The organism is Paenibacillus sp. 8b26, from assembly GCF_050626875.1.
Classification (GTDB): domain Bacteria; phylum Bacillota; class Bacilli; order Paenibacillales; family Paenibacillaceae; genus Paenibacillus.
Window position 1 is genome coordinate 5,664,090 of sequence record NZ_CP192445.1, and the last position, 13,173, is coordinate 5,677,262.

The 13,173-nt window shown below is 46.8% G+C and carries 13 protein-coding genes and 2 pseudogenes; 13 read left to right on the top strand and 2 right to left on the bottom strand.

Annotated features, from left to right (window positions below):
• Positions 1–94 precede the first annotated feature (94 nt).
• From ACQ4MX_RS26310 to ACQ4MX_RS26320, 3 genes are all read left to right on the top strand, one after another.
• Positions 95–337 (top strand): YqzK family protein, encoded by a 243-nt coding sequence (locus ACQ4MX_RS26310; protein ID WP_134913777.1) that lies wholly within the window; start codon positions 95–97, stop codon positions 335–337.
• A 67-nt stretch (positions 338–404) separates the two neighbouring features.
• Positions 405–1,349 (top strand): site-specific tyrosine recombinase XerD, encoded by a 945-nt coding sequence (gene xerD, locus ACQ4MX_RS26315; protein WP_431088195.1) that lies wholly within the window; start codon positions 405–407, stop codon positions 1,347–1,349.
• Positions 1,350–1,458: 109 nt separating this feature from the next.
• On the top strand, positions 1,459–2,283 hold the full coding sequence (locus ACQ4MX_RS26320; protein ID WP_431088197.1) for a purine-nucleoside phosphorylase: 825 nt from the start codon (positions 1,459–1,461) through the stop codon (positions 2,281–2,283).
• Positions 2,284–2,375: 92 nt separating this feature from the next.
• Here the strand turns inward: ACQ4MX_RS26320 and ACQ4MX_RS26325 are convergent, their stop codons facing one another.
• Complete coding sequence (locus ACQ4MX_RS26325) at positions 2,376–3,587, bottom strand: O-antigen ligase family protein (protein ID WP_431088198.1); 1,212 nt, start codon at positions 3,585–3,587, stop codon at positions 2,376–2,378.
• A 141-nt stretch (positions 3,588–3,728) separates the two neighbouring features.
• On the opposite strand from ACQ4MX_RS26325, the gene ACQ4MX_RS26330 reads away from it, so the two are divergent.
• Positions 3,729–5,417 carry a glycosyl hydrolase family 28-related protein gene (locus ACQ4MX_RS26330; protein ID WP_431088200.1) on the top strand — a complete coding sequence of 563 codons (1,689 nt, stop codon included), beginning with the start codon at positions 3,729–3,731 and terminating at the stop codon, positions 5,415–5,417.
• A 128-nt stretch (positions 5,418–5,545) separates the two neighbouring features.
• Positions 5,546–5,767, top strand: a pseudogene (locus ACQ4MX_RS26335) (DUF1801 domain-containing protein); the annotation flags it as partial.
• A 69-nt stretch (positions 5,768–5,836) separates the two neighbouring features.
• On the opposite strand, the gene ACQ4MX_RS26340 reads toward ACQ4MX_RS26335, so the two are convergent.
• A complete protein-coding gene (locus ACQ4MX_RS26340) occupies positions 5,837–6,727 on the bottom strand; it encodes a LysR family transcriptional regulator (protein WP_431088202.1) in 891 nt (296 codons plus the stop codon).
• A gap of 111 nt (positions 6,728–6,838) precedes the next feature.
• Between ACQ4MX_RS26340 and ACQ4MX_RS26345 the strand changes: the two genes are divergently transcribed.
• The 8 genes and pseudogenes from ACQ4MX_RS26345 to ACQ4MX_RS26380 all read left to right on the top strand — a co-directional run bounded on the left by ACQ4MX_RS26345 (position 6,839) and on the right by ACQ4MX_RS26380 (position 13,163).
• Positions 6,839–8,224 (top strand): MFS transporter, encoded by a 1,386-nt coding sequence (locus tag ACQ4MX_RS26345; RefSeq protein WP_431088203.1) that lies wholly within the window; start codon positions 6,839–6,841, stop codon positions 8,222–8,224.
• Between the two features lie 293 nt (positions 8,225–8,517).
• A pseudogene (locus ACQ4MX_RS26350) lies at positions 8,518–8,793 on the top strand (SDR family oxidoreductase); the annotation flags it as partial.
• Positions 8,794–9,049: 256 nt separating this feature from the next.
• Positions 9,050–10,243 carry a D-alanyl-D-alanine carboxypeptidase family protein gene (locus ACQ4MX_RS26355; RefSeq protein ID WP_025685838.1) on the top strand — a complete coding sequence of 398 codons (1,194 nt, stop codon included), beginning with the start codon at positions 9,050–9,052 and terminating at the stop codon, positions 10,241–10,243.
• A gap of 96 nt (positions 10,244–10,339) precedes the next feature.
• Complete coding sequence (gene spoIIAA, locus ACQ4MX_RS26360) at positions 10,340–10,693, top strand: anti-sigma F factor antagonist (RefSeq protein ID WP_014282157.1); 354 nt, start codon at positions 10,340–10,342, stop codon at positions 10,691–10,693.
• The gene (gene spoIIAB, locus ACQ4MX_RS26365) at positions 10,690–11,145 is read left to right on the top strand and encodes an anti-sigma F factor (protein WP_014282156.1); all 456 of its coding nucleotides are present in this window, start codon (positions 10,690–10,692) and stop codon (positions 11,143–11,145) included. Before spoIIAA ends, spoIIAB begins: the two co-directional genes overlap by 4 nt.
• Before the next feature lie 11 nt (positions 11,146–11,156).
• Positions 11,157–11,912 (top strand): RNA polymerase sporulation sigma factor SigF, encoded by a 756-nt coding sequence (gene sigF / locus ACQ4MX_RS26370; protein ID WP_134913785.1) that lies wholly within the window; start codon positions 11,157–11,159, stop codon positions 11,910–11,912.
• A gap of 175 nt (positions 11,913–12,087) precedes the next feature.
• Complete coding sequence (locus ACQ4MX_RS26375; RefSeq protein WP_431088206.1) at positions 12,088–12,741, top strand: stage V sporulation protein AA; 654 nt, start codon at positions 12,088–12,090, stop codon at positions 12,739–12,741.
• Entirely contained in the window at positions 12,741–13,163 is a 423-nt protein-coding gene (locus ACQ4MX_RS26380) for a stage V sporulation protein AB (protein ID WP_431091418.1), read from the top strand. The genes ACQ4MX_RS26375 and ACQ4MX_RS26380 overlap by 1 nt, the downstream gene beginning before the upstream one ends.
• Positions 13,164–13,173 lie beyond the last annotated feature (10 nt).

Below are 13,173 nucleotides of genomic sequence, written 5' to 3' on the forward strand. Positions count from 1 at the left end.
GACATTGAGCGGTATAAAAAGGAACAGCTTGTCATACCCTTCCATAGAGAGCCCTAACAAGGCCTATAATCTGGAAAAAAGGCGGCTGATTCACATGGTACTATCGTTGCGGAGAGGACTAAAATGGCTGCGTCTGTTCATACTGTTCGGGGTTTTGGCATGTATGTTCTACTATAGCCTCGGGTTGTTTAGGGATTGGATTACACCTGTGGATCATTACCGGATACCGGAAGGACATGCAGTCAAGGTATTCGGCGGGCAGGAATTATCCGACGTACCCGAGCATAAGACGGCAGTGTCGGAGCGTCTACGTTTCTTTTACTGGTATGGAGAATAGTCCATGTAGACGCTGAGACTGATCCGACTGAACCGTTGTATGCAGGACAAGGAGACTTCTGGAACTCATGAAAATGTATATTCAACCTTTTGTTCGATATATGGAAGAGGAAAAGGGCTTGTCGCCCAGCACATTGGAAGCGTATCATCGGGACGTACAGCAGTTTGTCGAGTTCGCTGAAAGCTGCGACATCGAGCAGCCGAACCATGTTCAACGCTCTCATCTGGTGCTTTATTTGGGACGCTTGAAGGAACAGGGAAAAGCCGCGGCGACAATTTCTCGCAGCGTAGCCTCTATCCGCTCCTTTTTCCATTTTCTCATTCGGGAGGGGATAACGGGTCATGACCCGTCTGTCTTGCTGGAGCTGCCTAAGGCCAACAAAAAGAAGCCTTCAGTGCTCACGCAGGATGAGATAGAGCGTCTGCTGGCAACGCCGAATGTTTCCACCCCGCAAGGGGGACGAGACAAGGCGATGCTGGAACTGCTGTATGCGACAGGAATTCGAGTATCCGAGCTGATCGCCCTGAACATACGTGATGTACGCACCGATCTGCGTTTCGTCCACTGTGGAGGCGAGGCGGGCAAGGAGCGTGTTGTGCCAATCAGCCGTGAGGCATCGCAGTGGGCACAAGCGTATATGGACGAGCAGCGTGCGTTGTTGCTGCGATCCGGGCAGGATGAGGAATCTCGGGTAAAACAGGAAGCCTTGTTCCTCAATGTATCCGGTCAACGTCTCAGCAGACAGGGTTTCTGGAAAATGATCAAGAAGTACGGTCAGGAAGCAGGCATAAGTGGGGATATTACACCGCATACCCTGCGGCATTCTTTTGCAGTACATATGCTGGAGGGCGGAGCGGATTTGCGCTCCGTACAGGAGATGCTGGGCCATGCCGATCTGTCCACGACGCAGGTTTATGCGCAGACAGCCAAGCGAAGTATGAAGGAAGTCTACGAAAATCACCATCCGCACGGCGGCAATCGTCCGTCCAGCGACAGCAAGGATCACATGTGACGAGACATTTACTAATGGTGATGATTATAGTCATTATTATAGCAATGATCACAGTAATAATGATAACGGCAACTATAACTAACGATTGTACAAGACAGGAGAGATGTTGATGTCAACAGCCAACCAAGCAACCATTCAGGAAGCAGCAGATTATATCCATGCCAAGAGCGGAATCCGTCCGGAAATCGGCCTTATTTTGGGTTCGGGTCTCGGCATTCTGGCCGATTTGATTCAGGATGGAATTAGTATTCCTTATCAGGATATTCCCCATTTTCCCGTATCGACGGTAGAAGGTCATGAAGGAGAATTGCTGCTAGGTACCATTGAAGGTCGCGCTGTAGTTATGATGAAGGGCCGCTTCCATATGTATGAGGGCTATGGCCCGCAGCTTACGGCTTTCCCGGTTCGGGTCATGAAGCAATTGGGTATTCAAAGTCTGCTGGTGACAAATGCGGCAGGCGGTGTCAATACGTCTTATGAGGCAGGCGATCTGATGGTTATCTCGGATCATCTCAATCTGACCGGACAAAATCCGCTGATTGGACCGAACGATGCAGCTCTGGGCGTTCGCTTCCCTGACATGTCGGAGGCATACAGCCGTCGCTTGCGCGAGATTGCCAAGCAAACCGCTGCTCAGCAGGGCTTCAGCTTGCAGGAAGGCGTATATGCCGGATTGCTGGGTCCAAACTATGAAACGCCTGCTGAAATCGTTATGCTGCGCACACTGGGCGCAGACGCAGTGGGAATGTCTACAGTGTCCGAGGTTATCGTAGCCCGTCATGCAGGCATTGAGGTGCTGGGCTTCTCCTGCATCACGAATATGGCGGCAGGCATCTTGGATCAGCCCCTGTCACATGATGAAGTAATGGATACAGCAGAGAAGGTACGTGAGAAATTTTTAAATCTCGTTTTGGCGATCATTCCACAAATGTAGATTGTTATATCCCAAGAACCCCGTTTCCGAACGCCATCTAAGGCCGTAGGAAAACGGGGTTCTTTTTTTGCGTACTAATCATTTGGTAGCCCCTAATGTGGCGGGGGTGTGCCGCATACTGTCGTGTTCGCCTTTTCTACTATTAATAGTCTATGCCGTTCCTGTACCTTAATCACAATAACGATGAATATGATCCAGTAGATGGCCAAAGAATTTAGGAAGCGGCTGTCCGTAATGTTGTTTAACACGATGAATAAGAAGAATACGGCTGCTGTCAGCCATGTATACATATCGGTTTTACCGATTCTGAATTTAAATAAAGTGGTTATGACGAGTGTAATGGTTGCCAACAGTCCCGTAAGGCCGATATCGATCCACAGATCCCGAAACCCGCTGTGGCTGCTTGTCAGATCGAATCGGATTCCATTGGCATAGATGCTGGGCCGGTTTGCCCAGAAGGAGCCGTAGCCATAACCAAACCAGTAGTGACTATCAATGGCGCCTGCAATCCCTTGCCAGATTTCTGTTCTTCCGGTCAAGGTTGTTGTCTTGCCGAATTCCGATGCAATCGCATCCCCGTAACTCAAGGCGAACACGAGACCCAAAAGCACAAGCAGGCAGGAACTGCTAATGAAGAAACCACGCAGCGCAACGCTTCGGATTCTTTTGAATAGCAATATAAAAAGGATGAACATGAACAGGGAAGAAGTCAGCAGCAACGAAGTAGTGGATTGGCATTTGATGAGCAGTAAGGCATTCAGCAAAATAAAGCCAACATGCAAAGCTTTGCGTGTTCCCCTGAAAAAATAAATGACATGTGAAACAAAACATAGCAGAGAGAGCGTTCCCAGTGTGTTTTTATGACCGGAAATGCCTTTCCACAGCCCGGTATGTTCGACGCCCCCATGAATGGCAAAGGAGGGAATGAGCAATACCGCCAGTAGATTGAGTATGCTCAATATACTTAACGTAATGACCAACAGGCGGATGCAGCCTTGCGTCGTATAATGGGTAACCAGATAAAGTCCAAAGGTGGAAAAAGCAACGAATTTAAGCACCATCAGCATGGATGAGGTCTGTTCCTGTTCAGCCCATAAACAGGAGGCAGTTATGTACATAATGAGCAAGGTCAGCAACGGATTATCAGCCAAGGTTGCAATTAGCGGCTTTAGCGAGGGCAGCAGCATCAGATAGCTAAACAGCAGGATGAGCAGAGAAATTGTGATCACTCTGGGAGACAAGCCCTGACAGGCATAAGGAATCGAAAAAGCCAGTAAACCGGTCACTGTAAGGACAGTCTTCACACATTCACCACCTAGATACGATATGTATCTATTTTATACAAAACGTATCATTTTGTACAATAATAAAAATATATTTGCATATACTCAATCCATATTCAGAGAATAGAATCCTTCAGCCCTGTCTGAAAGGAGAAATTTTCGTTGTTTTCAAAAAGTGGAGGTGTTGGGGTGGCGGATCAGTATACAGATCATTTGAAATTGAACTTGAGTAGTTTGGGTGGTGTAAGCTTGAACCAACGGCAACTGGAAGAAAATTTTAAAAAGGTTGATAAAGAATTCAATCAACGTAGTGTGAATGCCAGTTGGTTTGGAGCCGCAGGTGACGGTGTTCAGGACGACACGGCCGCTTTGCAGCAAATGATCGATAGCACGCCTGACTACTCCATGCTTCGCATTCCCAGTGGTCGCTATAAAATAACGTCTACCTTGCATATCCGCAAACAGGGTATCCGCTTTTTTGGTACGCATAAGGGCAGATATCGACAGGGTAAGGGGGTTACTTCCATTGAATACTATGGCACGGGTCCATGTTTTCAAATTGGGGATGAGAGCCTCCCTACATTCAGTGGCTTTCAAAATGTACAATTCCACGATTTGTCGATCCGGTACGAGGGTGCCGTAAGAACCGCATTAAATAATCCGTTTTCACAGGCGGCGAAGCGTGGCTATTATGGCAAAGGTACTTTGGGGATTCAGGACTGGAAGGGCGGGGGAGTTGTACTGGATAATGTCTTGATCGAGCATTTCGAGACTGGTTTTTGGGGTTATGAAAGTGATGTGGATTTTTTGAAGAACGCGGAAATTAACTATAATAAAAGAGGAATTCATCTGGAAAACCGAAGCTCACAGTTTACGAGCCTGGGGCTATTAACCATGGGCAATGATGCAGCGCTCGATCTGAATAGCTCCAACGGGGCCAGATTTTTTGCCAGCCAGCACATAAAGGACGGAAGCTCAAGTGATATTCCCATTCGAATTGATGATTTTATGAATGCCGAATTTATAGGCTGCTGGTTTGAGGGGCTAAGCTTAGAACATAGGGTGACGGTTCCGTCTTTTATTCAAATTGGTGCCACGAAGGAGACGAAAAATGTTGCTCTTCGCGACTCCATCTTAGCCATCGCGGACAAATTCAGGGACAAAAACGACGACAACTACTGGTCAGTATGTGATTATTTTGTAGATGTGGTCATTGGTAAAAAAATTTTAGTAGATGAGGTGGGTGGATATCCACGCAATTTGAGGCATCTGGTTTCCTTCTCCGGCAGCTCATCCACGCAGCAGGTGACGCTTCGTTCGCATTTGGATTTCAATTACATGGATAACCGTTATTATAAAAACAACGGGACAGGGCAGGCTTTGCTGCTAGTGGAGAAATATTCAAACAACGGAATCGAGCACTTGGATGAAACCTTTGTCAAGGCCTATCTGGGAGCAAGACAAAATATTCCCGCAGGCAGTTGGCAGAAGGTAAATTTCAACCAGATCAGCTATGATGAACTGACCGAGTTTGAGGCGGCGGGCAACCGTTGGCAGGCCAAACAAGCAGGGAAGTACAGAATACAAGCCTATATTTCGACCGATTCTCAAATGGATGGCAACCGTACACGGCTGGCGCTCCATGTGAATGATGAACAGGTTACTGGAGGGTCGGCGTATGCCTATCTCGATGATCGGGTGATTGGCGGGCCGAACTACAGTGCTTTGAGTGGAACGATTGAACTGAAGCTTGAGGCCGATTCTTTTATTGATATACGGGTGTTCAGCCAAAATAAAACGGATATTTTACCGGGTGGAGGTCTTACGTACCTCACGATCAGCCGATTGTAAGTCGCTTTCAAGTAGACGATAGATGTTCTTTCATTTTTGGATAGTAATTGCTGTGAAACTTCCTTTAGATGTTTAATGCGCTCATGATACAAGGATTTCATCTGCTTTGCATAATGATCGTAGATAGCACATTTATTATTGAATTTAGCGTAGCCAAACATCATTTGGCTGGCGCCTGAAAAGGCAGGAATTAATCATTTTTCGATGAAATTGTGAAGGCTAGCTATGATCACACCAAGGAGTTGGTGCGTATCCGGTGGGATGGCCCGGTTGATTTCTCATTACTGGAGAGAATGATTGAATTCAATATTACGGAGAAGGCAAACTGTTCAACTTTTTGGCGGAAATAGGCATAGCGGATACCCTAAAAGAAAAGACCCCGCTCTCACATACAATGGAGAGCGGGGTCTTTGGGATGGTCATTCATCAATTGGTTTGGACATTGCACCGAAATAGTCTATAACAACGCTGCGAAACGCGATAGCTGCTTTCGAGATATATCTGTTTTTTTGCGACAATAAAGCAATCTCCCGCACAAGTCTCTGATCTTCTATCGGAAGATATGCAATGCGTTGCTGTGGGTTTCTTGCTGTACTTGGTATAAAGGCAAGCCCAATCTCCGCTTCCACTAGTGCGATTAATCTTGCAGGCTCATCTCCTTCATATACATACTTCGGTACAAACCCGACTGATTGGCATTTGGAGTCCACCAGATCACGAATGCCGTATCCTTTTTTCACACCCACAAACCACTCATCCTTAAGCTCTGCTAATGTGATGCTGCTTCGATCCGCATATCGATGACCAAGAGGCACCGCTACTACGATGGGGTCCTCGAATAGGATCTGACAGTCGATATCATCACCTTGGATCGGAGGAGAGGACAGGCAAAAATCGATCTCCCCTCGATGAAGAAGTCTAGACATGTCTTCCAAATTTACCATTTGTACATGAAACTGGGTGTTCGGCTTATTTTTCCGGAATTCCCTCAAGATACCTGGCAATGTGCTTGCTGTGGTGACCGCCAATTGGAGTGTACCGTGATCCGGGTTGGAGAGGTCAGCAATTTCCTGCTTTCCCTGTTCCAATTCGAATAGGGCTTTTTCGGTCCGGCGAAGGAATGTTCTTCCGAATTCGTTTAGCCGCAGCTTTCTGCCCAATCGATCAAATAACGGTGAACCCAAGTCATCCTCCAATCGCTGTATCGTTTTGCTCAGTGAGGATTGAGTGACATGCAACTTACCCGCAGCTTCCGTAACATGTTCACACCGGGCTAACGTCAGAAAATAGCGTAGCTGAAGAAGCTCCATTTCGCACCACTCTCTTATTCCTTTTAGTTCATCAAATCATAACATAAAATGCGTTGGAATAAATAACAGGATTCCATTAAGATGATCACAGAAGAAGGGGGTATATACAAAATGAACGCTCGAAATATATGGCTAATGATATCTGTCGGCTTGGGAATCATGCTGAATCCGTTAAATTCCTCCATGATATCTATAGCCATTGCAAGATTGCAACACGTGTATCAACTTGATGTTACGACCGTTTCGTGGATTATTTTTTCCTTTTACATTGCGAGTGCTGTAGCTCAACCGGTCATGGGCAAGTGCAGTGATCTGTTCGGCCGCAGAAAGATATTCCTTATCGGTCTGGTTGTTGTCTTCGTTTCCTCCATGTTAGCTCCGTTATCTCCCGGCTTTTCTTGGCTCATCGTATTCCGGATCGTTCAATCTGTCGGTACAAGCATGATGGTAGCCGTCGGAATGGCGATTGTAAGAATCCATGTTACTGAGAAACAGGCAGCCGCCTTGTCTGTCCTTGCGATGTTCCTATCCGGAGCAGCAGCGGTAGGCCCTTTTATTGGTGGTGTATTGATTCATTGGTGGGACTGGCCCAGCATATTCCTTGTTAATATTCCATTTGTAATCGTAAGTTTTATCTTCGCCTGGAAAACCATTCCCAAAGAGGAGTCATTCAAATCCACCTCTGGTGACATGTCCATCAGGAAATGGCTCCTGCTGATTGATGCGCCGGGCATACTCTTGTTCACAGTCGCTTTGGTGACTCTGCTAATTAGCTTGCTTTCAGTCAAATCAACCGGACATCTTTCAACATGGCACCTTATGGTAGGGGGGATCGGTTTGATTGCATTAGCAACTTTTATACGACATGAATTGAAAACACCATCCCCCTTTATTCCTCTGCGGGCATTTGCTACATATCCCGAAATGACCTGGGTGAATGTACAATTTATGCTGGTTAACACTCTTTTTTACGCTCTGTTTTTTGGAATACCGTCTTATTTGCAGCAGGTACGTCATCTCAACGAAATTCATACAGGAATAATTATGCTAACCCTCGGTTTATGTTCACTTATCAGTTCTCCTCTCGCAGGACGTTGGATCGACAAATCTGGAACGCGGCTGGCTTTAATCCTTTCTGCAGTGTTAATGACATTCGGGTCCGTATTAATCATCACCTTGAATGAAGCTTCGCCGATGTTCAGTGTAATCCTCGCCTTGGCTGTATTTGGTATAAGTAACGGATTGAATAGCGTCGGCATGCAGGCTGCCCTGTTCAAGAGCACACCAAAAGAAATGATTGGTGTCTCCTCGGGTATTTTTAATACTTCGCGATACCTCGGTACCATTTTGTCGTCATTGTTAATCGGAATCATCATGGGAGATACGTTCAGTGTAATGGGAATCCACTTGCTAGGGGTCATCCTTACGGTATTTGCCACATCTTTGATCATCATGAACTTACGTCCTCAGCGATCCTCGGGCACGCAAGCGTTATAGTTCGGACATAATCAGGATTCAACGTCGAATTAGAACCGCCGCAATGGCGGTTTTTTTGTTTTGAGCTATTTAAAACATCGGATATTCGTCCAACCCTTAGGTGTGTAAGGTAGTCACTTTTCACTTATGATGCCTGTTTAATACAAACAGCCACTTTTTTTAAACGAAATTTAAGATACGCATTAATACAGTGTAAAGTCGGACTAAAAAATATCATGTTTGCACCCAGAGAACTCGGGATATTAAATGAACGGGAAGTGCGCGATACAGCACTGCGTTTACTTGAGCGGGTTGGTACCAAGTTTGCTGTGCGTGCGATTTCTGAGGGTCTGCGTAAAGAGGAGTATGCCAACAATATTCGTAAAACAATTATATCGCCAGGAATGGTTACTACTACTGAAATAACAGAATCAATCACAGATGTGAATTTCAAACCTGTCGTTGAAAAAATGTATGAAGGCGCAATTGATGCAGAAAATATTGCTCGTTCCATTGCATTTGCGATTGAACAACCCTCGGATGTAGCTATTAATGAAATGATCATTCGCCCTACAAGTCAAGAGCGGTAATCTAAAAAGAATACTGTCTGCTTAGAGATGAGAATTTGTATAAACGGATAAAAAATCTTTTTGAAATAAAAGGGTACAGTTTAATTTTGGAAAATCCGCACTATGCTGACTCAGCTTGGTGCTATTTGATGTTTTCAGGCGTATGGAATATTTTTCTTCCATTCTGACGACAATGGTTAGCAGCACGCGAATAGGCTGGAGGACTACATAACGGGCTCCGGTGCTTTACGCCAATATGTTGAGGAGGGAACCGATTGTGAAGAAAAAAGTGGTAGCGTTCATCCTGGCTTGTCTGGTGGCCTTGACTGCTGTCCCCGTCGGCGGTTGGGCCGAGGAAAGCAAACCTGAAAGCAAGCCCAAGGAGGGTTCTGCGGCTGAGCTTGCTCCCGAGGCTCTCTCGGCGATCCTGATGGATGCGGATACGGGTACAGTCATCTATGAAAAAAATAGCCGTGAAAAGCTTCCTCCGGCGAGTATTACTAAAATTATGACCATGCTGCTGACGATGGAGGCTATTCAAGATGGCAAACTCAAGCTGACCGACAAAGTACGGGCAAGCGAATATGCGGCTTCGATGGGCGGATCGCAAATTTTTCTGGAGCCGGGAGAAGAAATGACGGTCGATGAGATGCTTAAAGGAGTCGCAATGGCTTCCGGTAATGATGCTTCCGTGGCGATGGCTGAGAAAATTGCGGGCTCTGAGCAGGCTTTTGTCGAATTGATGAATGCCAAGGCGCAGCAGCTTGGTTTAAAGGATACCCATTTTGCCAATTGCAACGGTTTGCCGGTAAAAAATCACTATTCTTCTGCGCATGATATTGCAGTCATGAGCCGTGAACTGCTGAAATATCCTCAAATTACAAAATATACAGGAGCGTATCAGGACTATTTACGCAAATCCTCGGCCAAGCCGTTTTGGTTGGTGAATACGAATAAGCTGGTTCGTTTCTATACAGGAGCGGACGGGCTGAAAACAGGCTATACAGGGGAAGCGAAATTTTGCCTTTCCGCTACTGCCAAGCGTGATGGTATGCGTGTAGTCGCTGTCGTACTTGGCGAACCGAATACTAAAACACGTAACAATGAAGTATCCTCCATGTTCGATTATGCATTTTCCCAATACACGATGAAATCAGTGTACAAGCCGGGTGACCTGCTGGGAAGCGTAAAAGTCGAGAAGGGAGTACTGCCGGAGCTGAAAATTCAGGCAGATCGTTCCTACAGCGTGCTGGTGAAAAAGGGTGGAACGAAAGATACGCTGCGTCATGAGCTGCAACTCGCTCCAAGTCTGAAAGCTCCTGTCCGTGCAGGTGATCCGGTTGGCAAGCTGGTTGTCTATCAGGATGGTAAACGGCTCAAGGAGTTTAACATAACCTCACCCGTGGCGGTGGAGAAGGCTGGATGGTGGAAATTGTTTAAACGTACCATGTCGAACCTGTTTTCTTTGTAGATTTTAAGGGGTTTTCTTCTAGTTTTGTCGGAGGGCAGGAATCGTCTGCGGCTGCGTAGAAATCCTTGTCCAAGACCGGGAGGAGAGTGAGTAAGCATGAACCTGCAAATTGAAATGGAGCATCACCGGGGGGTGTTGATTGTAAGACTGTCCGGTGAGCTTGATCACCATACGTCGGACATGGTCCGTATGCAAATGGATGAAGCGATTCAGCGCCGCCAATGCGAGCATATCGTGCTCAGCCTGAAAAATCTCCAGTTTATGGACAGCTCCGGCCTTGGCGTTATCTTGGGACGCTACAAGCTGATTAAACAAAAGGGCGGCAAGATGGCTGTCTGTGATGTCAATCCGCCGGTACACCGACTGCTGGATATGTCAGGCTTGTTTAAAATCATGCCTGTATATGAAAACGAGGGAAATGCGCTCACGGAACTGGAGGTGGTGTCATGAGAGAAAGTACGGGAAACAATTTCATGAGCTTGCAATTTGCCGCCAAATCCGAGAATGAAGCGTTTGCCCGCGTCGCTGTCGCTGCCTTTATTTCCCGGCTTGATCCGACGATGGACGAGCTGAGCGATCTGAAAACCGTGGTGTCCGAGGCGGTAACGAACAGCATTATTCACGGCTATGACAGTGATCCGTCCGGAGTCGTGACGATCAAGGTTGGGATTGAAACGGACGTGGTTACATTGGTGATTGAAGATGCAGGAAGAGGGATTGAGGATTTGGAGCTGGCGAAGCAGCCACTGTATACGTCGAAGCCTGAATTGGAACGGTCCGGCATGGGTTTTACCATTATGGAAAATTTCATGGATGAGTTTGAAGCAGTCAGTGAGCCGGGCGGAGGCACGTCGGTCCGGATGAAGAAAAGGATTGAATCCAAGAAAGCTTTATATAATTAGGGGTTGATCCTATGGAAGCAGGAGGAAAAAAAACTTCGAACAGCTATTTGGAGGATGCGGAAGTCAAACGGCTCATTGCACGGAGTCAATCCGGTGATAATGATGCCCGTGAGACGCTGGTCAATAGTAATATCCGGCTCGTATGGTCTGTCGTGCAGCGCTTTATGAACCGGGGATATGAACCTGACGATCTTTTTCAGATCGGCTGCATCGGTTTGTTAAAATCGGTGGACAAATTCGATCTAAGCTATGAAGTCAAATTTTCAACGTATGCGGTTCCGATGATTATTGGGGAAATTCAACGTTTTCTGCGCGATGACGGCACGCTTAAGGTTAGCCGCTCCCTCAAGGAGACGGCCAATAAGGTCCGCAAAATGAAGGACGAGCTGTCCAAACGGCTGAACCGTTTACCTACGATCAAGGAAGTCGCAGATGAACTGGGAGTTACACCAGAAGATGTTGTTTTTGCCCAAGAGGCTAACAAGCCGCCAACCTCGATTCACGAAACGGTGTTCGAAAATGACGGCGATCCGATTACGCTTATGGATCAGATTGCAGATGAATCGCAGGAGCGGTGGTTCGACAAGCTGGCGTTGAATGAGGCTATCGGGGGGCTGACTGAGCGGGAACGGCTCATTGTATATCTGCGTTATTATCGCGATCAGACTCAATCGGAGGTCGCAAGCCGACTTGGTATTTCCCAGGTGCAGGTATCGCGGCTGGAAAAAAAGATTTTGCAGTCGATTCGCGATCAGATTGCTCAATAATATCGGTGAGGATTTTTGCTAAATTCTCATGTATACGTAATTACAAAGGGTATTCCCAAGCCATGTTAATGGTCAGGGGTACCCTTTTTGCGTGGAGAAACAGAAAGTGCACAGAATATGTTTCCTGGCTTCGCCTCATACTAACCAGTAATTACGAGGATAAGGAGGGGATCGGATGACCCATAGTCCGGCTCCTACAGTGGCTCCCATAGTCTATTTACGCCTCCGCAGTCGTGTACGCATGTTAAAGGGGCATGACTTGCATTTGGGGGATGTAGCCCATCTGCTGGCAGATCCCGAATGGGAAAACGAGCTGCTGGAGCTTGTTCTTAAGCGGCCGCAGCAACAGGACGGCAATCTGATACTGGTGGACATGCTGCAAATCATATCGAAAATTAGAGAACGCATTCCGGGTGTTGTCGTGGAATCTCTCGGCAAGCCGCATGTGCTTGTGGAAATCGTGGAGAAACCGCGTAAGCCATCCAGAATATTATTTGTTCTGGTGTGGGTGCTTCTGTTCTTTGGCTCTGCGCTCACGATTATGAATTTTCACGCTGACGTCAGCATGATGGAGGTGCAGGTTCGGATTGTTGAGATGATTACCGGACACAAGGATGAGCATCCATATCTGTTTCAGATTGCGTATTCGATCGGTATTGGCTTCGGCATGATTGTGTTCTTTAATCATTTATTCAAAAAAAAATGGAACGAGGAGCCGACGCCGCTGGAAGTTGAAATGTATCTGTATCAGGAAAATGTGGATCAGTATGTTGTGGCGGAGGAATATGAAAAGATGGCCCGTATGCTTACGAAGGATAAGCGCCGATGATGATGTATGTACAGGGTGCACTTCAGATCATTTTAGGCATCGCCGGAGGCGTTGCTGTGGGTGGTGGCGTGATCGCACTTTTTATTGTGCTGGATATGATTCCTCGGCTTGCACAGCTTACCCGTACCTATAACAAATCACGAGCATACGAAAAATCTATGATTTTGGGTTCAGTGGTGGGAACGGTAGCCGATTTTTGGAATATATGCTTGCCGTTGCCGGGCGTACTTACGTGGATACCGGGGTTATTTTGCGGAGTGTTTATCGGTTTACTCGCCGCAGCACTGACGGAGGTACTAAATCTATTGCCTATACTCGCCAAACGGCTCCATATGACCGTGTATATGTTTGGCCTGCTGATGGCGATGGTGTTGGGTAAGGTGACTGGTTCGTTTTTTGACTGGTTCGTATACAACCGATAACAAGGAAAGT

Bases quoted from the DNA above. Each gene is read 5' to 3' on its own strand.
- spoIIAB (WP_014282156.1), top strand. From the start codon at position 10,690: ATGAGAGAAAGTACGGGAAACAATTTCATGAGCTTGCAATTTGCCGCC.
- ACQ4MX_RS26375 (WP_431088206.1), top strand. From the start codon at position 12,088: ATGACCCATAGTCCGGCTCCTACAGTGGCTCCCATAGTCTATTTACGC.
- ACQ4MX_RS26380 (WP_431091418.1), top strand. From the start codon at position 12,741: ATGATGTATGTACAGGGTGCACTTCAGATCATTTTAGGCATCGCCGGA.
- spoIIAA (WP_014282157.1), top strand. From the start codon at position 10,340: ATGAACCTGCAAATTGAAATGGAGCATCACCGGGGGGTGTTGATTGTA.
- xerD (WP_431088195.1), top strand. From the start codon at position 405: ATGAAAATGTATATTCAACCTTTTGTTCGATATATGGAAGAGGAAAAG.
- ACQ4MX_RS26310 (WP_134913777.1), top strand. From the start codon at position 95: ATGGTACTATCGTTGCGGAGAGGACTAAAATGGCTGCGTCTGTTCATA.
- sigF (WP_134913785.1), top strand. From the start codon at position 11,157: ATGGAAGCAGGAGGAAAAAAAACTTCGAACAGCTATTTGGAGGATGCG.
- ACQ4MX_RS26320 (WP_431088197.1), top strand. From the start codon at position 1,459: ATGTCAACAGCCAACCAAGCAACCATTCAGGAAGCAGCAGATTATATC.
- ACQ4MX_RS26340 (WP_431088202.1), bottom strand. From the start codon at position 6,727: ATGGAGCTTCTTCAGCTACGCTATTTTCTGACGTTAGCCCGGTGTGAA.
- ACQ4MX_RS26345 (WP_431088203.1), top strand. From the start codon at position 6,839: ATGAACGCTCGAAATATATGGCTAATGATATCTGTCGGCTTGGGAATC.